Genomic DNA, 24,632 nt, shown 5'->3' on the forward strand with positions numbered 1-24,632 from the left:
AACCCGACATGGCTTGCTGCTAGGTGCGATACTCGGGCTCCTCGGCATCGAGAATGGCACGCACTTCGGAAAGGTGGTCGATCGCGAGTTGGCCGTATTCCGCCCATTGTTGCTGCGTGACACTCGCCACGTCATCCGAGACGATCCGCAGGGGCCTGCCGGATGCATAGGCGATCATCAGCGTCTCGCAGGCGCGCTCGAAATAGTACATTTCGTCCAGCGCGGCTGCGACCGTATCGGCGGCCACCAGCACGCCGTGATTGCCCATCAGCATCACGTTGTTGTTGCCGAGAAGCCGCGCCAGACGATCGCCCTCATCGTCGGAAAGCCCCATTCCCCCGAAACCGTCGTCGATGGCAAGCCGGCCGAAGAAGCGCATCGTGTTCTGGTCGATCGGAGGCATGCGGCTGTCCTCAAGCGAGGCCAGTGCCGTGGCATAGCGCGGATGCAGATGCATGACGCACCGCGCATGTGGACAGCGTGCGTGGATGCGGCCATGAATGTGCCAGGCGGTCGGATCGGGCGCATCCGGCCGATCGAGCGTTGCCGCGTCTTGCGTATCGAGCAGAATGAGATCCGAGGCTCGTATGCGCGAGAAATGGCGACCGCGCGGGTTCATCAGAAAGTACCGCCCGCTCGGCTCCACGGCGAGGCTGAAATGATTGGCCACGGATTCATGCATGCCAAGCCGGGCAAACCAGCGAAACGACGCGGCGAGATCCTGCCGCATCGTGTCCAGAGTTGCTTTATCGGGCAACGTGTTCGGCGCAGCGGTCGATGAGCTTTGTAGAATGTTCACGCGCTTGTCCTCCGTGCGTGCTGTTCGCTTGGGGCCTGAGCGGCACGCAGCGGCGTCCGGCCCCGGATGATGTCTGACGCCTTTTCGGCGATCATGATGGTAGAAGCATTGGTATTGGCACTGACGATCGCGGGCATGATCGATGCGTCCACCACGCGCAGCCCTTCGATCCCGCGCACACGACATTCGGGATCGACGACGGCTCCGGGATCGTCCGCAGCCCCCATGCGACAGGTCCCGACGGGGTGATAGCAGGTCTCGAGCGTCTGCCTGATCCAGCGATCGATTTCCTCGTCCGTCCGCACGGCAGGTCCCGGAAAAAGCTCGGCGCCGGCGAAGGGTATAAGCGCCGGCTGCGACAGCACGCGGCGCAGCAAATGAACCCCGGCGCGCAGATCGGCGAGATCCTGCGGATCGTCCAGATAGTTGAACAGGATCTCCGGTGCCTGGAAGGGATCGTTGCTCGTGGCGCGCACATGCCCGCGGCTGCGCGGCCGCATCAGATCGATGTGAACCTGAAAGGCATGTTCGGCGCGAACTTCCGTTCCGCCCGGCACGACGGCCAAGGGCATGAAGGTGAACTGGAGATCCGGATGGTCGAGTTCCGGACGGCTGGTAATGAAGCCACCCGCTTCAAAATGGTTCGTCGCCGCGGGACCCGAGCCCTTCAGCATCCATTCGACACCGGCAAGCCAGCTGCGCGGCGCGCGCGTTACCGGATAGAGCGAGACGGGCAGTTTACAGGCATGTTGAATGACCAGATCCGGGTGGTCATTCAGGTTTTCGCCGACCCCGGGCAAAGCGTGTCGCACCTTGATGCCGGCCGCCGCGAGATGCCTTTGCGGCCCGATGCCGGAGAGCTGCAGCAGATGTGGCGAGCCGATGGCCCCACCCGAGAGGATCACCTCCTGTGCGGTTGCGATATGCTCGCGGCCATCCTTGGCATAGCGCAAGCCGGTGGCGCGCGATCCCTCGAGCATGACCTCAAGCGCATGTGCGCCGGCGATGACGGTCAGATTGGGGCGGTCGCGTACGGGATTGAGATAGGCATGCGCGGCACTCCAGCGACGACCGCGCCATGTGCTGCGCTCGACAGCACAGAAGCCCTCCTGCTGGCCGCCATTGAAATCGGGCGTGGCCGGATAACCAGCCTCGATCCCGGCGGCAATGAAGGCCCTGGAGAGCGGTGACGCCTCGACATCGCCGCGCGTGATCCGGATTGGGCCACCCTTGCCGCGCAGCTTGTCATCCACCGGTGCGGTTTCCGACCGACAGAAATAGGGAAGCACGTCTTCGTAGCTCCAGCCGCGCGCGCCGAGCTGAGCCCAACCGTCGAAATCGCGGGGATGGCCGCGCAACCAGACCATCCCGTTGATGGATGAGGAGCCGCCGACGACCTTGCCACGGGGATGACCGAGCTGCCGGTTTTCGAGATGCGGCTCGGGCGCCGAGATGAAGGCCCAGCTGTAGCGATCACCCCAGACGACCCGGGACATACCCGCCGGCATTCTGAGCCAGATGGACCGGTCTTCCGGACCGGCCTCCAGCAGCAGGACCCGGCAGGCCGGGTCCTCCGACAGCCGTGCCGCAAGCACGCAGCCTGCCGACCCCGCGCCGGCGATCACATAGTCCCAGGACATGCCGGCATTTGTCGTCATTCCCGGATCGCCTTGTAGCAAAGCGTATGGAAATGATGGACGAGATTTTCACTCTGATGTGGACGGGCAGGATCGATCAGATATTTGCCTGAGCCGAAGCCGAGCGAATGCAGCCCTTTCTGATTGGTGACGTTGAGTTCGATATCTTCAGGGCCGAGCTGCGTGTTCATCCATTCGATCGCCGCCTTCGTCACCGGTGGCGTCTCGCGTCCTTTCGGTGTGTAATAGCCGAAGCGAAGCAGGGACTTTTCCGGTGTCAGCGGGATCATGATGAAGGTGCCGACCATGTCGGTATAGGGGAAGGAATAGAAGGTCGTGTTCGGGAAGATCCCGATGTTGAAGAACCAGTCCGTCTGCCAGGTCGATCCGTCGAGCGGCACGCCATAGGCCTGCGTGGCGCCCTTGTTCGGAGGGCCGATATAAGTCCACCAATCGCCATAGGGCGTGAGCGTATAGCCTTCGAAATTGATGAGCGCGGCCAGATCCTTGTGCACGGGGCCGGAGAGATCGAAGTGATAGCCCTCGATCGAATTCTCCTGAATGACCTTCCAGTTCGCGTCGACGACGACATCGGATTCGGAGGAGAGCTCGAGATTGTCGAGATCGGGCAGGAAACGGCGCATCTCGACATCCGCGCCCTTGGCGATTTCGGCAACCGGGGCGGCATTCTGGTCAAGCGTGATGAAGACGAAGCTCGCGAAGATTTCGAGCCTGACATGCCTGAGGCCCCATTCCTTCTTGTCGAAATCGTCGAGATTTTCTGTGCGCGGGGCGGCACGCAGGCTGCCGTCCTGGTTATAGCACCAGGAGTGGTACATGCAGCGGATCACGCCGACCTTGTTGCCGCGCCGATCCTCGATCAGCCGGTTGCCGCGATGGCGACAGACGTTGTGAAAGGCATTGATCTCGCCATCGCGGCCGGCCATCACGACAACGCTCTGCTCGAAGATTTCCTGCACGACGAAATCGCCGGGTTTGGCAAACTCGCTGACATGTCCGACGACGTGCCAACAGTTCATGAAGATCTTCGCCTTTTCTTCGTCAAACACACCCTTGTCGAAAAAGAACGGCGCCGGCATCGATGTGCCCGTCCGCGGATCGCTGTAGTCCCAGGTCAGTTGCGCTATGGTCATGTCCCACCTCCTGCTCACGATGCGGCCCCGAGAAGGCCGGCTACAGGAGAATGGTAGGATCGGAATTACGTTGTCGTTTGACGATATCTGACACGTTTTGCGCGCAACTACTCTGGTATCTTGTCAAAATCTCCAGGTATTTTAGTATTTTACAGACGAAGCTGGATTCACATGACGAGATTTCCGAAAATCTAACGATTCCAGACATGCCGCGTCTGAAATAATCAAGGTTGATCATGCCTTTCGAGAACTCCAGATCTCATCACATCGGCCTCGTCCTCGTTCCGGGCTTTTCCTATCTGGCGATGGCGATGGTCATCGAACCTTTGTTCATCGCCAATTGGATTGCACAAAAGAAGCTTTTCAGCTGGAGCACACTCTCGACGGACGGATTTGCCGTGACGGCGAGCAACGGCATCCAGACCCCCGTCGATCATCCCCTTGGCACAACGGAGCGTTTCGATGTCGTTCTGGTGCTTGCGAGCTTTGACTCGCGTCGCGGCGCCGAGGACACACGCCTGCTGAAATGGCTGCGCTTCATGGAGCGGGCAGGCAGTGATGTCGGCGCGGTCGAGACAGGCAGCGAGATACTGGCCGCAGCCGGCATGATGGAGGACCAGATCGCCCCCGTTCATTGGTACAATATCGAGGGGGTTCGGGAACGTTATCCCGATGTGAACGTGACGGATACGCTGTATAGCCTTTCGGCACGGCGCCCCATCTCTGCGGGCGCAACTGCGACCCTCGACATGATGACGGCGCTCATCGGTCGCGCCGCGGGCCTCGAGCTCGCAGATGAAGTCGCCCAGCATCTGCTCCTGCAAAAGCGGCAGGGCAACGACCGCCAGCAGACGCTTGAACTCAAGGATCTCGGTGCGACGGCGCGCGATCCCGTCGCCCAGGCACGCCAGATCATGGCGGCAACGATCGACGAGCCCAAATCCTGCATCAGGATTGCTGAGATGGTCGGCGTTTCCGAAAGGCACCTGCAGCGCATGTTCCAGAGACAGCTCGGTTCCGGCATGGCGCAAGTCTATCACATGCTACGCATGGAGCGGGCGCATCAGTTGGTGCAACAGACGGATCTGACAATCACGCAAATCGCGGTTGCCTGCGGCTTCGCATCTCTCGAGGTCTTTTCCCGCACGTATAAAAAGGCCTTCAAGGTCTCGCCCAGCCGGGATCGGCATCAATCCGTCGACAGCAGCGTTTTCCGGCGAGGCCATGCCGGGACACGATCACGGCAATAAGCGCCCTCCGAAGACCAGCGCGGAATCGGCGTCAGTGCTGGCATTGACCGTCACGTGGCAGAATGCATTGGCGACATCTCAATGCATGTCCTCGGCCTGTATCCAATGGCAACCTGTCTTTCCGGCGATCGCTGCGTCGAGCAATGACGCTGCGATCATTTCGGCTGGATTGACATGAAATCTTTTCGGCAGGATGGGTGCTAAAATCCGAGCGGCCATCAGCGCTATCTCCTCTATCGGCCGCGGTTCAATCCGGTCTCCGCCGATGAGGCTCGGCCTGCTGATCGTCAGCGAACGGAAACCGATCTTCTGGAGGTCTCTCTCCACCTCGCCTTTGGTTCTGTAATAGAAGCTTCTGGATTGTGCGGAAGCACCCATGGCTGTGACGATCGCGTATGTTTCGACGCCGGCAGCATATGCGGCCTCGCCGAAGGCGATGGGCAGTTCGTAATCAACGTACCGAAATCCATCCTTTGACCCTGCTATGGCCTGCGTTGTTCCCAGAGCACAGATCACGATATCGGGCTTATAAGACATAGCAACGGAAACAAGGCCTTCCAATCGCGGCGCGACGGGATTGATCGGTCGATCACTCCGCTCCAAAGCCAGTCGCGTCGGCGCAGCTGTCCGGAGGACAGCAGCAGCGTGTGGCAATCGCCCGCTCGCTTGCCGTCGGTCCGAAGCTGATGCTGTTCGACGAGCCGACATCGGCGCTGGACCCCGAACTGCGCGAGGAAGTTCTCAAGGTGATGCAGACGCTCGCCACCGAGGGGATGACCATGCTCGTCGTTACCCATGAGATCGGTTTTGCAAAGCGTGTCGGGTCGAGACTTCTCTTCATGGAACGCGGCCAGCTCGTTCATGACGGAGATCCGAAAACGCTGCTGGCCGAACCGCCCAGCGAGCGCTTTCGAGACTTCCTCAGACATGTGCATTAAGGCCTTGATCGCAGCCTTTTGCGCGCTTGTCAGCTGTAGCCGCCGGTCGCCTTGATCTCCAGGAAGTCCGTGAGGCCGAATTCACCATGTTCGCGGCCGTTGCCCGATTGCTTGTAACCGCCAAAGGGGGCGGTTGCATCCCAATCCGACTGGTTGATGTAGACCATGCCGACGCGCAGCTGGCGAGCGATGCGGCGGGCGCGTTCGACATCGGGTGTCTGAATATAGCCGGCCAGCCCGTAGACCGTGTCGTTGGCGATGCTGACGGCATCCGCCTCGTCCTTGTAGGCCATGATCGACAGGACCGGGCCAAAGATCTCCTCGCGCGCGATGGTCATGTCCGGCGTCACATCAGCAAAGACGGTCGGCCGGATGTAATAGCCGCGATTGAGACCCTGCGGACGCCCCGGGCCGCCGGCAACAAGTGTCGCCCCTTCCGCGATACCCTTCTCGATGAGCGACTGGATGCGCTCGTACTGAGACCGATTGACGACCGGGCCATGATCGGAAGCGGCATCCGTCGGCGGGCCGATCCGGACGGAATCCGCAGTGCGAGCGGCAATAGCCGCAGCCTCCTGCATGCGGTCCGCAGGAACCAGCATGCGGGTAGGCGCCTTGCACGATTGGCCGGTATTTCCATAGCATCCATGCACGCCGCGGCTGACGGCCTCTTCAAAATCGGCGTCGTCGAGAATGATGTTTGCCGACTTGCCGCCGAGTTCCTGGTGGACACGCTTGATGGTGTCGGCAGCCGCGCGAGCAACGGCAACGCCAGCTCTTGCCGATCCGGTCACCGAGATCATGTCGACATCGGGATGCCGTGACAGCGCCTCGCCGACGATCTTCCCCTCACCGTTGATGTAGTTGTAGACGCCGTCCGGGAAGCCCGCCTCCTTGACCAGACCGCTGAAATGGATCGAGCTCAGCGGCGAAAATTCGCTCGGCTTGACCACCATCGTGCATCCTGCCGCAAGCGCCGGCACGACCTTGACCACGAGCTGGTTCATCGGCCAGTTCCAGGGCGTGATCAGCGCGCAGACACCGACGGCTTCCCGCGAGATCAGAATATCGCCGCGCAGCTCCTCGAAGGCATAATGATCGAGCACGTCGATAATCGTTTCGAGGTGAGACCGACCACACCATCCCTGTGCCGATCGCGAGAAGGCCGACGTGGTGCCCATCTCCTCGGTCATCATGTCGGCGATCAGCTCATAGTCGCGATTGTAAAGGTCGAGCAGCCGCTTGAGGAGACGTTGCCGTTCCTTCACCGGAGTTGTCGAGAAGGCCGGAAAAGCCGCCTTTGCCGCAGCAACGGCCCGATCGACGTCACGCTCGTCGCCCATGGCGATCTCGCAGACGGCTTCTTCCGTCGCCGGATTGATCAGCGTGTGGCGCCCCTTGCCAATGGGATCCACCCAGTTGCCGCCAATCAGGAATTTCAGTTCGTTTCCGGACATGACCAATCCTCCCCGGCCCTCATTCGAGCCGTGCTTCAAGTGCTGCCGATGATTTGGAACCCTCAGGTTCAGTGGAAATAGATGCCGCCGCAGACGTTGAGCGCCTGCCCTGTGACGAAATCGGATTCGCTAGACGCAAAGAAGCGAACGGGACCGACGACATCTTCGGGATTGCCGAGCCTCTTCAGGGAGGCGACCGTCTCCCAATGACGGATAGCCTCATCGCTGCCGAGATTGTTTTTGCCCATCTCGGTGAGGATGATGCCGGGGCAAATCGCATTGACGGTGATGCCGTCCGCACCGGCCTCCTGGGCCAACACGCGCGTCAGCGTGATGACGGCCGACTTGGTCGCCGCATAATGACCCTGGGTGGCGACACCCTGACGCCCGGCGATCGAGGCGATATTGATGATGCGGCCGGACTTCTGCTTCCGCATCTGCGGCAACACCGCCTGACACATCAGGAGGACGCCCTTGGCATTGACGTTGAAATGCGCATCCCAGTCCTTTTCGGAGAGTTCCTCCAACGTCGAGGGCTTGAGGATGCCGGCGTTGTTGACTAGCACGTCGACACTGCCTTCCTTCTTGGTCACGTCAGCGACAACAGCGTCAATCTCACTGCGGGCGGTGACATCGACTTCGTATTGATGGGCGACGCGGCCCTTCGCCTCGATCTGTCGCGCGGTTTCGGCAAGCTCGCTCTTCTGCGATGCCAGATCGAGAACGGCGACGTTATATCCGAATTCCGCCAGGCCGACGGCGATGGCGCGACCTATGCCGCGGCTCGCTCCAGTGACGATGGCGATCTTGCCTGTAGGGCGTATCATGATGTCCATTCCTTATTGCTCAAATAAATTATGCGGCGGCCGGCTGCTTGACCGGAAGGCTGTTCATCGCCTGTATCGTGTCATCGAAAGAGACGAGCTTGCCGTCGGAGCCGAGGCCCATGGCAACCTTTGCCGCCACCGCCGACGCGAATTTCATCGTCGTTTTCAGATCCCATCCCTTGATGATGCCGACGATAACACCGGCGGTGAAGCTGTCGCCGCAGCCGGTCGTATCGGACACCTTGACCTCAAAGGCGGGGAGATAGAACTCTTCGCCGCTCTCGGCTGAGACGAACACGCCATCAGCGCCAAGCGTCAGGATCGCATTCTTGACCCCGCGTTGCTTGAAGAAGGCAGCGACCTCGCGAGGATCCTTGCGGCCGGCCATCTCGCTCGCCTCTTCGATGCTCGGCACGAAATAATCGATGTAGGGCAGGCACGGCTCGACCAGCGCAAAGGTCTCGGGATTAGCCTGGATCAAATCGAAAGTCGTGATGCGGCCGAGCGCTTTCGCTCTCTGAAACAATCGAAGCGTCGGCTCACCATCGAAAGACCGCAGCAAGCCGGTGCCGCCGACATGGACGACCTTCGCGTCCAAAGCGGCTTCCATGTCCTCGGCGGCAACGTTGAAGACGGCGGCCGAACCGGGCACATGCAGGGCCGGACGCTCGCCATTCGGCCGGACCGGCAGGATGGTGGCGGAGGTCTGGACATCCCCGGTCCGCCGCACCAGCGAGCATTCGACCCCGAATTTGCGCATCTTCGCCTCGAGAAAGTCCCCCATCTCGTCATCGCCGACGGTGGTCACCGCCCGCGTCTTCAGGCCGAGGATCGCGCAATCGACAGCCGTGGCGCCGGCGGTGCCGGCAACGGTCATGCGGATTTCGTCGATGTAATCCGCGCGCCCTCCCTCCGGAATACGCGTGACGGGGCGTCCGAGGATATCAAGGACATAAAAGCCGATGGAGCTCACATCAAAACGTGTCATGGTCATGCTTTCGGTTAGTGGTCGCGGCCGCGCAGGCCGAAGCTGAGCGCAAGGACGAGGAAGACGAGCACGCCGATGCCGACCTGCTGCCAATAGAAATTCCAGCCGATCAGCAGCAAGCCGTTCTTGACGACGGCCAGCAGCGCCACGCCGAGAAGCGTGCCGATCACACTCGGACGGCGCTCGGCGCTGATGGTGGTGCCAATGAAGGTTGCGCCAATGGCGTCGAGCAGGAAGGCGTTGCCGGAAAGCGGCACATAGGATCTGACCGTGGAGGACAAAAGGATCCCGGCAACGCCGCAAAGCAGGGCGCAGGCGATATAGACGAGCGACATGTTGAACGGCACGCGGATGCCCGAATACCAGGCCACACCCGGCTGGGCGCCAAAGGAGCTGACATAGCGGCCGAAGACCGATTTGTGCAGCGTCAGATAAACAGCCACGCCGCACAACGCAAAGATGATGACGGACATCGGCACGCCGAACACGGGCGCTCGCACGATCGCCGTAAACAGCTTCACCAGATCACCGGTGACGAGATAGATCGGCTGGCCGCCGCCGGTGGCGATCTGCTGCACGCTCTGTCCTATGAACAGGACGCCAAGCGTCGCCAGGAACGGACTGATGCGCAGGCGGGTGATCAGCACCGAATTCAACAGGCCGACACACAGGGCGGCGGCAAGACCGGCCGGGATCGCGATGGCAGCTCCCCATCCGGCGGCCAGCAGCATGATGAAGACCATACTCGCCATATCGACCGATACGCCGACCGAGAGATCAATACCTCCAGCCGAGATGACGACCGTCATGCCGAAAGCGATGACGGCAAGCAGCACGACATTGTTGACGAGAATATTGAACAGATTGGCAGGCGTCAGGAAGCTTGGGCTTGCCATCGAAAAGAACACCAGCAGCAGCAGGAAGGCCAACGCCACGGCGTATCGCGATATGCCGGCAGCATCAAATCGCTGAAATCTCGAGGAAGTCTGCATGATCAGCGCTCCGAAGGTCTGGCGAAGGAAGTTGCGGCAACGACCAGCAGAATGAGCGCGCCCTGGACACCATTGACCCAGTAGCTGGAGACGTTCAGAAGCTGGAAGCCGTTGGCGAGAAAACCGATGAAAAGTGTGCTCAGCAACGTTCCCGCAGCGGTCGGGACGAAGCGTCTTGAAAAGACCGTTCCAAGCAATGCCGCCGCCAGGATTGAAAGCAGCAGTTCACCCGTTCCCGGCGTGCTGGCGCTGAGGCGAGAGATCAAAAGGACGCTCGCCATGGCGGCGCAGGCGCCGGAAAAGAGATAGGTGCCCGTCACATAGCGTCCCACGCCGATGCCTGCAGCGCGGGCCGCTTCCGGATGGCCGCCGACCGCATAGAGCCGCAGGCCGAAACCAGTGAAATGCAACGCAATAACCATGAAAACGGTGAAGACGATCAACGACCAGGCAAGGAACGAAATCCCGGCCACCGATCCCATCGCCATCGCAGCGACGAAATCAGCCGTCACGGGCAGAACCGTATTCTGCGTCAGAATAAGTTCCGCTCCCGCCACGATGTTCATTGTCGCAAGCGTAGCAAGCAGTGGCAGGATATTGAGCCGGACGACGGCGACGGCATTCATCAAGCCCACGATCAGGCCGGTCGCCAGTGTCGCCAGGAACGCTACAGGCGTCGGAAAACCGGCGTTCAGCATGCTGGCGAAGACAGCCGCGCAAAGGCCTGTCGTCGCGGCCATCGACAGATCGATACCGCCTGTCTGGACATCCGAACCACCACCGATGATGACGGTCGACATGCCGAAGGCAAGTATGCCGAGGATTGCCGACTGCTCGACAACATTCAGCGCGTTGTAGAAGGACAAAAAGCCCGGTGCCGTGAACGCAAAATAGAGAAGGATCAGCACGAAGCAGCCGATTGCGCCCAGCCGGACCAGAAAAGCGACGATCGCCTTTCTGCCGGAGGAGACCGTTGCTGGCGGCTTTTCACTGGCTTTCATCGTCATGTTCCCGTTTGCCGAAACCGCGCTCATGCTGCGCTCCTGTCTGCCGATGGGCGTGCGCCCGAGGCTGCAGCGAGCAGCCGGTCGCTATCGACTTCGTCCGCCTTGAATTCATGGGTCAGCTCGCCGCGGTAGACCACCAGGATCCGATCGCAGATACCAATCAGCTCCAGAAGGTCCGATGACATGAAGAGGATTGCCGCGCCTTCGGCGGCGAGCCTGTTGAGGAGATTGTAGATTTCCACCTTTGCGCCGACATCGACGGCAACCGTCGGCTCGTCGAGCACATAGACCTTGGACTGGCAGCTCAGCCATTTCGCAAGCGCGACCTTCTGCTGATTGCCGCCGGAGAGTGTCTTGACGAGGGCATCGCGTTGCGGGGTCTTGATCGAAAGTTCACGGATGAGCCCGTCGACGGCGACATTCTCCTTCTGCCGCGAGACAAAGCCATTCTTGCTGTAGCGGCTGAGGCTTGCGAGGGAAATATTCTCACGGACCGAAAGACCCAGGGCGACGCCATGCGCACGCCGATCTTCAGGAACCAGCGCAACATCCTGTGACACTGCCGAAACGGGCGTGGAGAGCCTGACAGCCCTACCCTCTATAGCGATCTCGCCACGATCGGCCTTCTGCAACCCGAACAGGCAATGGATCAGCTCCTTCACTCCGGAGCCGAGCAGGCCGGTGATGCCGACGACCTCCCCGGCTTTGACATCGAGCGATACATCATCGAAATGTCCCGAGAGGGAAAGGTTCGAGACCGACAGCACAGTTTCGCCGATGGCGGCGGAGCGCTTGGGAAACATATCGCCGACGTCACGGTTGATCATCATCCGCACGATCTCGTCGATGCCGGTGTCGCGCGGGGTGACGACGCCGACGTCTGTGCCGTTGCGCATAACCGTGACCTCATCGCAGAGGTCCTCGATCTCCTGCATGTAGTGCGAGATGAAAATGATCGCGATCCCCTCGTCCTTCAGGCGACGGAGAACGCGGAAGAGACTGTCGACCTCGCGCTTGACCAAAGCCGCCGTCGGTTCGTCGAGCACCAGCACCGAGGCATTCTGGGCAAGAGCACGCGTGATCTGGACGATCTTCTGCTGCGCCGTCGTCAGGTCCTGCACGAGAGTGGACGCCGGTATATGCAGATCGAAATAACGCGACAGCATTTCGGTGGCGCGCCTGGCCATCTTGCGATGATTGACGAAAATGCCGAAGCCGGGTTCGTTTTTCAGAAAGATTGCTTCCCCGACCGTGGCCGTCGGCACAAGCAGGCGATCCTGATGGATGAAATGGACGCCAAGCTTTTCGACATTGGCCGGGGTCAGACGGGAAACGGTTTCGCCATTGATGACGATTTCACCGGCATCCGGCTTCAGCATGCCGGCCAGAACCTTGATGATCGTCGATTTTCCAGCGCCGTTCTGCCCGACAAGGCCGTGGATCGTGCCACGACGTACTTTCAAATCGGCGTCAACCAGCGCCTTCACAACCCCGAAGCTCTTCGAGATCGAACGCATATCGATAGCAAGGTCATTTTCGGAGGCCATATGAACCCCTCCCCGTCATCTTTAGGTTATGGCACGCCTCGCCTCCCGGAAAGGCGTGCCGCAGAGGATCAATTTTCCTTTTTGGGAAGGAAAGGAGCCGCAGTCTTGTCAGCATTTTCCTTGGTGATTAGCACCGCCGGTACGAAGGTGAACGGGCTGACCTTTTCGCCGGCCAGATACTTGGCGGCATTGCGGGCTGCCGAGCGACCGATCTCGTAAGGTTGCTGCGCGCCGACGGCGCCTGCCGCGGAGTCCTTGTTGGCGACCATTTCCACCACTTCGGGGCTGCCATCGATCGCATAGGTCTTGATATTCTTGCGGCCTGCGGCCTCGATCGCCTGCGTGGCGCCGATCTGCGGAATGTCCCAGCATGCCCAGACAGCCGAAATATCGCCTTCATTCGGATACTTGGTCAGCATATCGGTGACGTTGGAATAGGCGCTCTGCACCGTATTCGGAATGACGTCACGCAGTTCAGGCTCGATGATCTTCACATCGGGGAAAGACTGCAGCACGTATTTCAGCTGATCGTAGCGGATCTTGCAAACCGGGACGCTGTAAAAGCCATTGAAGACGAGTACGTTGCCCTTGCCGCCCATGTCGGCAACCATCTGCAACGCGACTTCCGACGCCAGCGCATAGTTGTTCGACGTGCTGTTGTTCAGCGAATATGGTGTGGCTGTATCGACGGTAAATAGCGGGATGCCCGCATCACGGATACGCTTGAGCCAGGGGTTGAGTACATCGAGATTGCCGAGCTGCTCGATGATTGCATCAGGCTTCTGCGCGATCAATGTCTGAAGCTGCGAGATCTGTGTCTGGTCGTTCCGCTTTGCATCGAGCGCGATCGGCTCGCCGCCAAGTGCTTTCACTTCGTCGATAATACCCTGATAGGCCTTGAGGTCCCAGTTGTGGTCGGTGCCGACGGCGGATATGCCGATCTTCTTGCCTTTCAACGAGAGCTTCTCGTCGCCTGCATCCTGTGCTGTTGCTGAATGAATGCCGGCAACCAGGGCGCAAACCGCGACGGCGGCTCTGGCGATGTTACGGCGTGTATTGCTTTTCGATCTGGACATTTTTTCCTCCCAAATTCTGTCCGTGAACGTCTGCCTGCTTTCTCGCTCCGCCGGTCTTTCGACCGGAGCGGATCGTTATTCCTTGAGACCGTAGGTCCCCATCTTGGTGATCACCCGCTCGATCTCGTCTTTCGACAGCAGTGGCGGCTCGCCGAGTTGAAGTGTGCCGTGAAACTGGTGGGCAAGCGTCTCCACTTCCACGGACAGCCAGAGCGCCTTCGCGAGCGAGTCACCGACGGCGATGATGCCGTGGTGCGCCAGAAGGCAGGCCTTGCGGCCTTCGAGTGCCGTCACTGCGTTGCGTGACAGCTCCTCAGTCCCGAATGTCGCATAGGGTGCGCATCTGATGTCATCACCACCTGCGACCGCGACCATGTAGTGGATCGGCGGGATGCTGAGGCCCATGATGGCAATGATCGTCGAATAGATCGGATGGGCATGCACGATCGCATTCACATCCGGGCGTGCGATCATGATATCGCGATGGAACCGCCATTCGCTGGAAGCCTGCAGCGGGCCTTTGGTCGATCCGTCAAGCTCCAGCCGCACGATACTTTCGGGTGTCAACCGCTCATAGGGCGTGCTTGTCGGGGTGATGAGGATGAAGTCCTCGTGGCGCACGCTGATATTGCCCGACGTGCCTTGGTTGATGCCGAGGCGGTTCATCTCCAGGCAGGCGTCGATAATGGCCTGTCGTTTCTCAAGTTCGGCGGAACTAAACATCTGGTTTCCAATCAATATCAAAGAGCTGTGTAGCCGCCGTCGACCGACAGGATGGAGCCGGTGACATAGCTGCTCGCGGGTGAGGCGAGGAAAAGGATTGCGGACGCGATCTCGGACGGCTCGCCGCACCGCTTCATCGGCGTCATGTCCATCCAGACGTTGAACAACTCCGGCCGTTCGCGCATCTTGAGTGTCATTTCCGTTCCGACATAACCTGGGGCGACCGCATTAACCCGCACCCCCTTGTCGACCCATTCGAGCGCCAGCGCCTTGGTGAGCATGTGAACAGCACCCTTGCTGGCCATGTAGGAGGCCGCAAATTGCGGGCGGTTGATGATCAGGCCGGACATGGAGCCGAGATTGACGATGCTGCCGGCACCCGCTTCCACCATGAAGCGGCCGAAGGCGCGCGATGCCCAGAAGGTACCATTGACGTTGACATCCATGACGAGGCGCCATTCCTCGTCGGAGACGTCGAGTGCCGAATGCAGCCGCGCGATGCCGGCGCTGTTGACGAGAATACTGACCTTGCCATGCTCGGCCATGACCTTATCGGCTGCGGCGTTGACAGCAGCGGGATCGGTGACATTTGCCACATGCGTCGAAACCCGGCGCCCGAAAGTCGAAATCTCCGTCGCCGCCTTCGCGAGGCTCTCTGCCGCGACGTCGACAAGCGCCAGATCGGCGCCCGCGCTTGCAAGCGCCCTTGCCGTCTCAAGACCAATTCCGCTCGCGCCGCCGGTCACGACGGCGACCTGCCCTTCAAGGTTGAATTGGTTGCGATAATCCATGCCTGCCTCCCGAAGCCTGCTCACGGCACAAGAGGGCCCGTGCGTGGAGCCATAAGGCTTCTCGCTGTTTCCACTCTCTTCCTGTGAATTCCTCCGGCGCTCCCACGCCTTATGAGAGGAGACTACGGGCCAGCTGGCAGATTGTCAATCTGGTTATAACCAGAAATCAAACTTTTTTGTACCGAATGGTACATCTCTACGGATCGATGCGGACGTGAATCCGCGCGACCGCCGAATTATAGAAGGCCTTGTAGTATTCGAGCGCCGCGCCGTCGTGGTCATAGGCAATCGACTCGATGGCAATCAGCGGCGAACCGCTCGAGATTCCCATGCGCTCGACGGCGTCTTCGTCGGGCATGGCGGCCGTAAACCAACGCTCCGCCCGCTGAACGGTCAGTCCATACTGTTCCTTGATGGTCTGAAAGACGGAGCGATTATGGATATCGAGCTTCTCCATTCCAGGCACCTTATGCCCGGGCAGAGAAATATGCGTCAGCGTAATCGGCTGGCCGTCGCAATAGTATACGCGCGTGATGCGTACGACATCGCCCTCCCCCGGCAGCCCGAAGACACGTCGCTCATCCTCATCGGCGCTGGCGCGATAGAATTCGAAGGTCTTCGTGGTGACGACGTGGCCCTTGGCCGTTAGATCCCCGAAAACGCCGAGGTTCGACGTCATGAAGTCGACGTCCTGCTGCCGGGCATTGGCGACGAACATGCCCTTGCGCGGGAGCTTGATAACGTGTCCCTCGGTCGCAAGTGCACTCAATGCCGCGCGAACCACCGGCTTCGAGACGTCGAAGATCTCGCAAAGCGCCTGCTCCGAGGGCATGCGTGAATGAGGGCTGAGCTGCTGAGAAACAATCGCGTCCTGGATGCGGTTTTTCAGCTGCACCCAGAGCGGCGCGGTTTCGCCGCGATCGAGGTTTTCCCGAGCCATGGCCCGGAAAGCATCGTTGGCGCTGTCGTCTGAATGGTCATAGCGGGGGCGGCCGACCGAGCGGAGTTTTGTCGTCATGGGGCAATACTGCTTATATCTAGAATTACCCCAAACTCTTTCGCTTTTGGCCAAAGGTCAAGACGGACAGTTGCGTCCGTGTCCGGTCATACACTCTCCAGACAGATCGCCACGCCGAGCCCGCCGCCGATGCAGAGCGAAGCAAGGCCCTTTGCGGCCTGACGCTTCTGCATTTCGTGGACGAGTGTCGTCACGATGCGGCAGCCGGAGCCAGCGAGCGGATGGCCAAGCGCGATAGCGCCGCCATTCACGTTGATGCGCTCACTGTCCCAGCCCATTTCGCGATTGACCGCGATCGCCTGCGCGGCGAATGCCTCGTTGATTTCCATCAGATCGAGATCGGCGGCGCGCCAACCGGCCTTCTTGAGCGCCGCGCGGGACGCGGCGACTGGACCGAGCCCCATATCCATCGGCTCCACGCCGGCCGAAGCATAGGAGGCGATGCGCGCGATCGGCGTGAGATTGAGTTCGGCCAATCGCCTGCCCGAGACGACGAGCACAGCGGCTGCGCCATCATTCAAGCCCGATGAATTGCCAGCCGTTACGGTTCCCTCGGCATCGAACACGGGCTTGAGGCCCGCAAGCTTTTCCAGCGTGCTTGCCGGGTTGGGGTGTTCGTCCGCATTGAAGATGGCTTCGCCCGTTCGGCTCTTGACGGTGACGGGCACGAGTTCTTCGGCAAAGCGCTGCCGCTCGATCGCGGCGGCTGCCTTTTGCTGCGACGCCAAGGCAAATGCGTCCTGCTCCGCGCGCCCGACCTGATAGCGCCGGGCCAAATGTTCGGCCGTTTCACCCATATGAACGTCATGAAAAGCATCCCAAAGGCCATCGACAACCATCGAGTCCTTAACCGTCTGGTCGCCTGACTTGACACCGCCTCTGAGCCCATAGATCAGATGTGGCGCAGCACTCATGCTGTCCTGACCGCCAGCTATAACAACGTCGGCATCGCCGCAACGGATCGCCTGTGCTGCCAAATGAATGGATTTCTGCCCCGCGCCGCAGACCTTGTTGATCGTCATCGCGGGTACGTTAACAGGAATTCCTGCCGCTAGAGCCGCCTGTCGCGCCGGGTTCTGTCCGGCACCCCCCATCAACACCTGCCCGATGATGACCTCGTCGACTGCATCAGCTTCGATGTCCGCTTCATCGAGGAGCGCGCGGATCACCCTGGCGCCCAACTCGGCCGCACTGAGCGATCTCAGGCTTCCATTCAGCCGCGCGATCGGTGTGCGCCGCGCCGCAACGATGAAGACGTCGTCCTGCATCCGCCCTAATCCTTAGCTGCTGCGCGCAAAGCAATGCCCGCGAAATTTTCGGAAATGGCGCGCACCGTCATGGCGCCGTCACCACGGATCCAAAGGAAGCTGTAGAAATACATTCCAAGGACCGCTTTGACCTCGATCTTGGACAAAGACCGGAACACACCAAGCCGCGCGCCATCCGCAAAGACTCGAACCCAGATATCCTGATATTCGGCATGGAGCGCCATCACGCCTTTGCGCCGCGCTTCGGTCAAAGCATGCACTTCACGGAAACAGACAGTCATCTCCGGGCGGCTTGCAAACATGATCTCCATGAAGCTTTCGCTAAGCGCGCGCACACGGTCTGTAACGTTCGCCCCACTGATTTCGATGGTCCGGGCGGCATTGATCAGCTCCACCATATAGACCGTCATGATATCGTAAAGCAGGTCTTCCTTGGACTTGATATGATAGTATAAAGCCCCCTTGCCGAAGCCCGCCGCATCACCGACCTCGCTGATGCCAACACCGCCGTATCCCTTATCTGCAAAGAGTTTAGCGGCGACCTCCATGATCATCCGCTTGCTGTCGGAGAGGTCCCCCGGTTTTGGCACGCTTTGCAGTTCGTCCATTCTTTTCTCCAGCTCAGGCGCGGACAAGATGCAGCCTTCTTAATCGATTTCCCATCAATCCAGCCAGGAAAATCGATTGACACTTTTGTCGATATACGGAATTGTACCGATCGGTCAGTACTTTTGCAACGGCAAATATGGTGCTGTGTATGGGAGGGGAAATGCATTCCGATATTGTCTGGCAGCCCGCCGACAACTGTTTTGAGGCTAGCAATCTGGCAGCCTTTGCGCGCCTCAACGGTTTCGACCCGCGCGACTACGATACGCTGCATCGTTGGTCGATAGCCGATAAGAGCGCATTCTGGCGCGCCGTCTGGGACTTTGCCGGCGTGATCGGCACCCCCGGCGATATCGCGTTTGCCGAGAATACAGACCGGCCAATGACCGGTTCGTCTTTCTTCCCCGATGCTCGCATCAATCTGGCCGAAAATCTTTTGCGCGGCGACGACGGAGCCATCGCGATCCATGAAGCCGACGAGACCGGCCACAGGGCGCAGGTGACGCGCGGCCAATTGCGGATGATGGTCGCGCGCGTGGCCGAAGGTCTGCGACGCGCCGGCGTCACCAAAGACGATTGCGTGGCAGGCGTCCTGCCGAACCGAACCGAGGCGCTCGTCGCCTTGCTCGCCACAGCGTCGCTCGGCGCGACATGGTCGTCCTGTTCACCGGATTTCGGCACCGTCGCCATTCTCGACCGCCTCGGCCAAATTCGACCGAAGGTGCTGTTTGCTGCAACCTCCTACCGGTATGGCGGAAAGGATCACGATATCACCTCCCGCGTTGCGGAGATCGCAGCCGGTATGCAAAGCGTCGAGCATGTCGTTGTCACGTCGGGATCGGCACCGACACGCGCGTCGGGAAACTTCGAAATTCATGCCTATGAGAGTTTTGGCGATAACGCGCCGCTCGTCTTCGATCGCGTCGCCTTCTCGCATCCGCTCTACGTGCTCTACACCTCAGGCACGACCGGAGCGCCGAAAGCCATCGTCCATTCAACCGGCGGAGTGATCCTCCAGCACGTCAAGGAACATCGCCTGCACGGGGACGTCGGACAGGGAGACGTGGTCAGCTGGTACACCAACACCGCCTGGATGATGTATCATTGGCTCATCTCCGCGCTCGCCTGCGATGCCGCGATCCTGCTTTATGATGGCGCCCCGATCCTGAAGACTCCGGCCGGCCTAGACGTCACCCCGTTGTGGAAGGCATGCGAGGCAGCCCGCGTCACGCATTTTGGCACCAGCCCGAAATATCTGGCAACGCTTGCCGACGAGGGATACCATCCCGCCGAACATCATGATCTTTCTGCGCTGCGCTCGGTTCTGTCGGCCGGCGCGCCCGTATCTCCGCAGCAGTTCGACTGGGTTTACGATCACATCAAGCGCGACATGGTCTTCGCATCGATCTCCGGCGGCACGGAGATCATCGGTTGTTTCCTGCTCGGTTCGCCCCTGCATCCGGTTCGACGTGGCCACTTAACGGTAAAGGGCCTCGGACTCGCCGTTGCCGTCATGGACGATCGCAATGCGCCGGTCTTTGGCCGCCAGGGCGATCTCGTCTGCACCGAACCCTTTCCATCCATGCCGCTCACTTTCTGGGGTGACGGCGGGATGCAACGATACCACGATACATATTTTGCCCATCGCCGAGAGATCTGGACACACGGCGATATCGCCGAAATGACGCCATATGGGTCTGCGGTGATCTATGGACGCTCGGATACCACGCTCAAGCCTGGCGGCGTCCGCATCGGGACTGCCGAAATCTATGCAGCCTGCGAACGCTTCACCGAAATCGAAGATTGCCTTGTCTTCGGCGCGCCGGTTCCCGGCGACGAAGAAATCGTTCTTTGCGTGAAGTTGAAGGACGGTGCAGCGCTTTCGGACACACTCGCCAAAAAGATCCGCGGCATGATCCGCGACATGGCGTCGCCGCGCCACGTCCCGCATCGCATCCATCTGGTCGGTGCCATTCCCTACACGCTGAACGGCAAGCGCGTCGAGGGTGCCGCCCGCACCGTAGTTGAAGGCGGCACAGTCAAGAATATGGGGTCCTTGGCCAATCCCGAATGCCTCGAAGAATATAGGGCGCTCGACAGGAGCAAAGCCGCATGAGGCAGCAGGGATCAAAAGGCGCGATCATCGGTATAGGCGAATTGAAGCCGATGCGCCGGACCGAGGGTATCACGACACTGGAGATGCTGGCGAAAGTGTCGACAGCCGCCGTTGCGGACGCAGGGATCGAGCCTTACGAAATCGACGGCCTGCTGGTTGGTCCGCAAGTCGGCGAAACGCCGCAACATGTGCCGGCGACGATTGCCGAATATCTGGGGCTGCGCCCCTCAATGGGCAACGTCGTCGATCTCGGCGGCGCGTCGGGTGCCGGCATGGTCTGGCGAGCTGCGGCAGCCATTGAGGCAGGCATGTGCGAGACGGTCCTGTGCGTTCTCGGCAACGCGCGAGACGACGATCCTCCGCGCTCGCCCAATCGAAACCCCATCCGCGAATTCGACGTGCCGTTCGGCGCATCGGGCGCCAACATCTCCTACGCGCTGTTCATGCAGGCCCACATGGCCCGCCATGGAACGAAGCCGGAGGACTACGCCGCGATCGCGCATTGGGCACGGCACAATGCGCAATTCAACGAGGAGGCGATCTTTTACGGCAAGCCGGCCAGCGTCGAGGAAATCCTTGCCTCACCGATGATCGCCTCACCGCTCCACCTTTTCGAAATCGTGATGCCGGTCGCAGGTGCCGAGGCCGTTATCGTGACCTCGGTGCGGCGGGCGCGCGAGCGCCAGCAGCGCCTGGTCCATCTGCTGGGTGCCGGCGAAAAGATCACCCACAGGGCCGCATCCCAGGCTCCGGACCTGACCACGGGCCCGCTGAAGCAGGCCATCGCGCGCGCACTGGCTCAGTCGGGAACGCGCGTCGAGGAGATGAATCTTCTGTCTCTCTACGACTGCTATACCATCATGGTGGCGCTGACGATCGAGGACGCCGGCCTTTGCCAGCCGGGCGGCTTTGGCGACTGGCTGAACGGCCGCGATCTCTCGTTCAGCGGCGACACACCGCTCAACACGCATGGCGGTCAACTTGGTTTCGGTCAGCCCGATCTCGCCGGCGGCATGACACATATCGTGGAGGCGGTGCGCCAGCTTCGCGGCTCGGCGACCGGCCGTCAGATCAAGAATCCTCAGCTTGCGCTTGTCACCGGCAACGGCGCCACCGTCAGCGAGGCGACCGCACTCGTGCTGGGAGCAGATTGATGAGCCTTGATCTTTTAAGGACACCCGCGCCGACGATGACCGCGCTTACCGCGCCCTTCTGGAAGGCGGCCGAAGAAGGACGACTTTCCATCCAGCACTGCCAGGAATGCGACGTCCATGTCTTCTATCCACGCCCGATATGTCCGCACTGCTGGAGCGACAAACTCGTCTGGAAAGACGCATCGGGTCGCGCCACGCTGAAATCTTTCTCCGTGGTTCACAAGCCCGGTCATCCGGGATGGCTGCCGATTGCTCCCTACACCGTCGGCGTGGTCGAACTTGAGGAAGGGCCGACCATGCTCACCTTCATTCTGCGAGATGCCGGTGACGAACTTGATGTGGGCGCAGCGGTTCACATGGTGCCGACGCGCATAGGCGGCCGGAACATGCCGGCTTTCAAGCAGTCACGATCTCAAGAAAGGACCTGATATGAGTGAATCGAAACTGGACGGCTGGGCGGGCGTCATCAAGGGCAAGCCGAAGGTCGGTGACGTCGCCGAACGATCGAGACGCACGGGCATGAAAGACATCGAGGCGTTCACCGAAATGACCGGCGACCGCAATCCGCTCCACTACGACCGGGCGCTCGCGGAAGCCTCGATCTTCGGTAAGTTGATCGTCCAGGGCGGCGTGACGTCGGGTATCCTGAACGCACTGGTCGCAGAAGACCTTCCCGGGCCGGGCACCGTCTTCCTTGGCGTCGAATGGAAATTCGTCAAAGCCGTCGGCGTCGACGAAACAATCACCGGCCGCGTCGAAATCAAGGACGTCCGCGACGACAAGCCGATCTGCAAGATCGAGACGACCGTGCGCAACGAAGCCGGCGAAATCTGCCTCTCCGGAACCGCGACCGTCTATACCGTCGCGCTGGCGAAGGGCTGACGGCATTGGGCGCATCCGGGACCTTGCACGACCGCGCAACCGGCATTGCACCGGGCCGGTGGTCGGTGTTGCTGACGCTTTGCATATCGGTCGTGCTGTCGATGACGACCTGGTTCTCCGCAACCGCCGTAACGCCGGAATTGAAGGCGGCCTGGGCGCTGAGCGACGGCCAGGTGGCCTGGATGACCAATGGGGTACAGATCGGCTTCGTGATCGGTGCGCTGGCTTCCAGTCTCGTCAATCTGCCGGATGTCGTCCAACTGAATCGGCTGATGGCCATTGCCTCCATCCTGGCAGCGGTGGTCAACGCCACGCTGCTGCTGGAACCCAGTGCCTCGCTGGCTGTCCTCTGCCGCTTTCTCACCGGCTTGTCGCTGTCGGCCGTCTATCCGCCGGCGCTGAAGCTGGTCTCGACCTGGTTCGTGCGCGATCGCGGCCTTGCCCTTGGGGCCATCGTCGGCGCGCTGACGCTTGGCTCCTCCATGCCGCACCTGTTTCGGGCCATCACCCAGGCAATCGATTGGCATCTGGTTATTGCATTGTCGAGCGCGGCCTCTCTTGTCGCCGGGCTCTGCTTTCTCCTGTTTGCGAAAGAAGGCCCTTACCCGTTCGGAAAGGCCATCTTCAATCCACGCCAGATCGGCAAGGTCCTGAAGGACAGGGATCTCGTTCTGGTGAATATCGGCTATTTCGGCCATATGTGGGAGCTCTATGCCATGTGGACATGGCTTCTGGTCTTCGTGCGCTCCGCACTCGATGGCAAGATATCGCTCGCGCACACGTCGTTGGTCACATTCTTTGCCATCGGCGCCGGCCTCCTCGGCTGTATCGCCGGCGGCCTGCTCTCGGACCGGTTCGGGCGAACGGCAACGACGGCGGGCTTCATGATCGTTTCCGGCCTGTGCGCCTTGCTGATCGGCTTCGTCTTCGATGGTCCGACCTGGCTGGTCGTCCTGGTTGCAATCGTCTGGGGCATCTCCATCATCGGCGATTCCCCGCTTTTCTCCGCCGCCGTTACCGAACTCTGCGATCGCAATTTTGTCGGCACGGCGCTGTGCCTGCAGATGGGTCTCGGTTACGCGCTCACTGTCCTGGTGATCTGGTTGATGCCTTTGATTGCGGCCTTCACCGGAAGCTGGCACTGGACGTTCATGTTTCTCGCTCCCGGACCGTTGCTCGGCGCCTGGGCGATGCTCTCGCTCAGACGTTCCCCGTCAGCCATCAAGCTTGCCGGCGGCAGACGGTGAAAACGACGCTCGGCAGGATTTGCCTTCTGGCACTAGGCCCGGCACTCGGTCTCGGCATCGCGCGCTTTGCCTATGGGCTGTTGCTTCCGGCAATGAAGAGCGATCTCGGCTGGAGTTATTCGCAAGCGGGATGGCTGAACACGATCAATGCGGTCGGCTATATCGCCGGCGCTGCGACGTCGGCTGCTACGGCCCGTTGGCTGGGTGCTGCGCGAACTTACGGATTTGGGGCTCTCATCACGGTCGTCAGCGTGCTTTCGCTCGGCATCACCGACAATTTCGCAGCCCTCAGCCTGTTCCGGTTGTTGTCCGGCGTATCAGGCGCGTGTATCTTCGTGACGGGCGGCGCAATGACGATGGCGCTTGCTGCGGAACGGCCGCAGGGTCGAAGCGTGGCGATCGGCCTTTTCTACGCCGGAGCCGGCTTCGGTCTTGCCGTTACCGGCCTGCTGGTCCCCGAATGGCTGGAAAAATTCGGACAGGAGACTTGGCGAAGCATGTGGCAGCTGCTTGCCGCCATGGGCGCGATCTTTGCCGTCGCCGGTTATCTCGCCGCGCGAGAGACGCATGCGGGCAGCGCCATTCGTGAAAGCGAACGTCGACGCTATGCTCCGCTTGGCCATAAATGGATCCTGCTCGGCTACGCCGCATTCGGGGCGGGCTCGACCGGCTACATGACCTTCATGGTCGCCTATCTCAAATCCGATGGCCAGCCAGCCTGGCATGTCGGTCTTTTCTGGACGACGATCGGCCTCGCATCCATGGCCGCGCCATGGATCTGGCCGCGTCTCCTGTCAGGCACCAGAAACGCCGTCGCATTTTCTATCCTGGTCGGTATCAATGGCTTGGGAATGGCGATCCCGCTCTGCAACCCTTCCTTTGCTGCCATGATAGGTTCAGCACTGGTGTTCGGCTCGACATTCTTTGCCGTCGTGGCCGCGACAAGCGAATTCGTCAGGCGCCATGTCGAGGACAGCAGGCATACCGCCGCAATCGGCACCTTTACCCTCGCCTTCGGGATCGGTCAGACGCTTGGCCCCTTCAGCATCGGCCTTTTCACGGATATGACCGGTTCTCTTTATACCGGTCTTCTGATCGGCGCCGTGCTGGTCGCCGCCGGGATGATCCTGTCGCTGTTTCAGAGGAGCTGACGGC

Annotated in this window: 23 protein-coding genes and 1 pseudogene; 8 read left to right on the forward strand and 16 right to left on the reverse strand. The window is 60.5% G+C overall.

Annotated elements, in window-relative coordinates:
* Positions 1-19: 19 nt before the first annotated feature.
* Genes HGP17_RS24565 through HGP17_RS24575 form a run of 3 tightly spaced genes read right to left on the reverse strand, consistent with a single transcriptional unit; the run spans position 20 to position 3,590 of the window.
* A complete protein-coding gene (locus tag HGP17_RS24565; RefSeq protein ID WP_348648990.1) occupies positions 20-799 on the reverse strand; it encodes a class II aldolase and adducin N-terminal domain-containing protein in 780 nt (259 codons plus the stop codon).
* Positions 796-2,457 carry a choline dehydrogenase gene (locus tag HGP17_RS24570; protein ID WP_205926112.1) on the reverse strand — a complete coding sequence of 554 codons (1,662 nt, stop codon included), beginning with the start codon at positions 2,455-2,457 and terminating at the stop codon, positions 796-798. Before HGP17_RS24570 ends, HGP17_RS24565 begins: the two co-directional genes overlap by 4 nt.
* Complete coding sequence (locus tag HGP17_RS24575; RefSeq protein ID WP_168813067.1) at positions 2,454-3,590, reverse strand: aromatic ring-hydroxylating dioxygenase subunit alpha; 1,137 nt, start codon at positions 3,588-3,590, stop codon at positions 2,454-2,456. The genes HGP17_RS24570 and HGP17_RS24575 overlap by 4 nt, the downstream gene beginning before the upstream one ends.
* A 236-nt stretch (positions 3,591-3,826) precedes the next feature.
* Between HGP17_RS24575 and HGP17_RS24580 the strand changes: the two genes are divergently transcribed.
* A complete protein-coding gene (locus HGP17_RS24580; RefSeq protein ID WP_168813068.1) occupies positions 3,827-4,840 on the forward strand; it encodes a GlxA family transcriptional regulator in 1,014 nt (337 codons plus the stop codon).
* A gap of 78 nt (positions 4,841-4,918) precedes the next feature.
* Here HGP17_RS24580 and HGP17_RS24585 read toward each other — a convergent pair whose 3' ends face one another.
* Positions 4,919-5,377 (reverse strand): NAD-dependent dehydratase, encoded by a 459-nt coding sequence (locus HGP17_RS24585; protein WP_205926113.1) that lies wholly within the window; start codon positions 5,375-5,377, stop codon positions 4,919-4,921.
* 77 nt (positions 5,378-5,454) lie between these two features.
* On the opposite strand from HGP17_RS24585, the pseudogene HGP17_RS24590 reads away from it, so the two are divergent.
* Positions 5,455-5,778 (forward strand): annotated as a pseudogene (locus HGP17_RS24590) (ATP-binding cassette domain-containing protein); the annotation flags it as partial.
* A 29-nt stretch (positions 5,779-5,807) separates the two neighbouring features.
* Here the strand turns inward: HGP17_RS24590 and HGP17_RS24595 are convergent.
* The 12 genes from HGP17_RS24595 to HGP17_RS24650 all read right to left on the reverse strand — a co-directional run bounded on the left by HGP17_RS24595 (position 5,808) and on the right by HGP17_RS24650 (position 18,080).
* Entirely contained in the window at positions 5,808-7,235 is a 1,428-nt protein-coding gene (locus HGP17_RS24595; protein ID WP_168813070.1) for an aldehyde dehydrogenase family protein, read from the reverse strand.
* Positions 7,236-7,303: 68 nt separating this feature from the next.
* On the reverse strand, positions 7,304-8,062 hold the full coding sequence (locus tag HGP17_RS24600; RefSeq protein WP_168813071.1) for a 3-oxoacyl-ACP reductase family protein: 759 nt from the start codon (positions 8,060-8,062) through the stop codon (positions 7,304-7,306).
* Positions 8,063-8,090: 28 nt separating this feature from the next.
* Positions 8,091-9,050 carry a sugar kinase gene (locus HGP17_RS24605; RefSeq protein ID WP_168813072.1) on the reverse strand — a complete coding sequence of 320 codons (960 nt, stop codon included), beginning with the start codon at positions 9,048-9,050 and terminating at the stop codon, positions 8,091-8,093.
* A 14-nt stretch (positions 9,051-9,064) separates the two neighbouring features.
* Entirely contained in the window at positions 9,065-10,042 is a 978-nt protein-coding gene (locus HGP17_RS24610; protein WP_168813073.1) for an ABC transporter permease, read from the reverse strand.
* 2 nt (positions 10,043-10,044) lie between these two features.
* On the reverse strand, positions 10,045-11,076 hold the full coding sequence (locus HGP17_RS24615; RefSeq protein ID WP_205926114.1) for an ABC transporter permease: 1,032 nt from the start codon (positions 11,074-11,076) through the stop codon (positions 10,045-10,047).
* Positions 11,073-12,596 (reverse strand): sugar ABC transporter ATP-binding protein, encoded by a 1,524-nt coding sequence (locus tag HGP17_RS24620; protein ID WP_246704194.1) that lies wholly within the window; start codon positions 12,594-12,596, stop codon positions 11,073-11,075. Before HGP17_RS24620 ends, HGP17_RS24615 begins: the two co-directional genes overlap by 4 nt.
* 68 nt (positions 12,597-12,664) lie before the next feature.
* The gene (locus HGP17_RS24625) at positions 12,665-13,672 is read right to left on the reverse strand and encodes a sugar ABC transporter substrate-binding protein (RefSeq protein ID WP_168813074.1); all 1,008 of its coding nucleotides are present in this window, start codon (positions 13,670-13,672) and stop codon (positions 12,665-12,667) included.
* 75 nt (positions 13,673-13,747) lie between these two features.
* Positions 13,748-14,395 (reverse strand): class II aldolase/adducin family protein, encoded by a 648-nt coding sequence (locus tag HGP17_RS24630; protein WP_168813075.1) that lies wholly within the window; start codon positions 14,393-14,395, stop codon positions 13,748-13,750.
* A 17-nt stretch (positions 14,396-14,412) separates the two neighbouring features.
* Positions 14,413-15,186, reverse strand: a complete 774-nt coding sequence (locus HGP17_RS24635; protein ID WP_168813076.1) for a glucose 1-dehydrogenase — start codon at positions 15,184-15,186, stop codon at positions 14,413-14,415.
* A gap of 196 nt (positions 15,187-15,382) precedes the next feature.
* On the reverse strand, positions 15,383-16,204 hold the full coding sequence (locus HGP17_RS24640; protein ID WP_168813077.1) for a GntR family transcriptional regulator: 822 nt from the start codon (positions 16,202-16,204) through the stop codon (positions 15,383-15,385).
* Positions 16,205-16,290: 86 nt separating this feature from the next.
* Positions 16,291-17,472 carry an acetyl-CoA C-acetyltransferase gene (locus tag HGP17_RS24645; RefSeq protein ID WP_168813078.1) on the reverse strand — a complete coding sequence of 394 codons (1,182 nt, stop codon included), beginning with the start codon at positions 17,470-17,472 and terminating at the stop codon, positions 16,291-16,293.
* Positions 17,473-17,477: 5 nt separating this feature from the next.
* A complete protein-coding gene (locus HGP17_RS24650; protein WP_168813079.1) occupies positions 17,478-18,080 on the reverse strand; it encodes a TetR/AcrR family transcriptional regulator in 603 nt (200 codons plus the stop codon).
* Between the two features lie 161 nt (positions 18,081-18,241).
* Here HGP17_RS24650 and HGP17_RS24655 point away from each other — a divergent pair, with 161 nt between their 5' ends.
* Genes HGP17_RS24655 through HGP17_RS24680 form a run of 6 tightly spaced genes read left to right on the forward strand, consistent with a single transcriptional unit; the run spans position 18,242 to position 24,628 of the window.
* Positions 18,242-20,194 carry an acetoacetate--CoA ligase gene (locus HGP17_RS24655; protein WP_168813080.1) on the forward strand — a complete coding sequence of 651 codons (1,953 nt, stop codon included), beginning with the start codon at positions 18,242-18,244 and terminating at the stop codon, positions 20,192-20,194.
* Positions 20,191-21,348 (forward strand): thiolase family protein, encoded by a 1,158-nt coding sequence (locus HGP17_RS24660; protein ID WP_168813081.1) that lies wholly within the window; start codon positions 20,191-20,193, stop codon positions 21,346-21,348. Before HGP17_RS24655 ends, HGP17_RS24660 begins: the two co-directional genes overlap by 4 nt.
* The gene (locus tag HGP17_RS24665) at positions 21,348-21,776 is read left to right on the forward strand and encodes an OB-fold domain-containing protein (protein ID WP_168813082.1); all 429 of its coding nucleotides are present in this window, start codon (positions 21,348-21,350) and stop codon (positions 21,774-21,776) included. The genes HGP17_RS24660 and HGP17_RS24665 overlap by 1 nt, the downstream gene beginning before the upstream one ends.
* Position 21,777: 1 nt before the next feature.
* Positions 21,778-22,230 (forward strand): MaoC family dehydratase, encoded by a 453-nt coding sequence (locus tag HGP17_RS24670; protein ID WP_168813083.1) that lies wholly within the window; start codon positions 21,778-21,780, stop codon positions 22,228-22,230.
* A gap of 5 nt (positions 22,231-22,235) precedes the next feature.
* Positions 22,236-23,477 carry an MFS transporter gene (locus tag HGP17_RS24675; protein ID WP_246704195.1) on the forward strand — a complete coding sequence of 414 codons (1,242 nt, stop codon included), beginning with the start codon at positions 22,236-22,238 and terminating at the stop codon, positions 23,475-23,477.
* Positions 23,474-24,628: a YbfB/YjiJ family MFS transporter gene (locus HGP17_RS24680; protein ID WP_168813084.1), complete on the forward strand. Its 1,155-nt coding sequence runs from the start codon at positions 23,474-23,476 to the stop codon at positions 24,626-24,628. Before HGP17_RS24675 ends, HGP17_RS24680 begins: the two co-directional genes overlap by 4 nt.
* The last annotated feature ends 4 nt before the right edge of the window (positions 24,629-24,632 follow it).

Source organism: Rhizobium sp. P38BS-XIX (assembly GCF_012641435.1).
Taxonomy (GTDB): Bacteria; Pseudomonadota; Alphaproteobacteria; order Rhizobiales; family Rhizobiaceae; genus Rhizobium.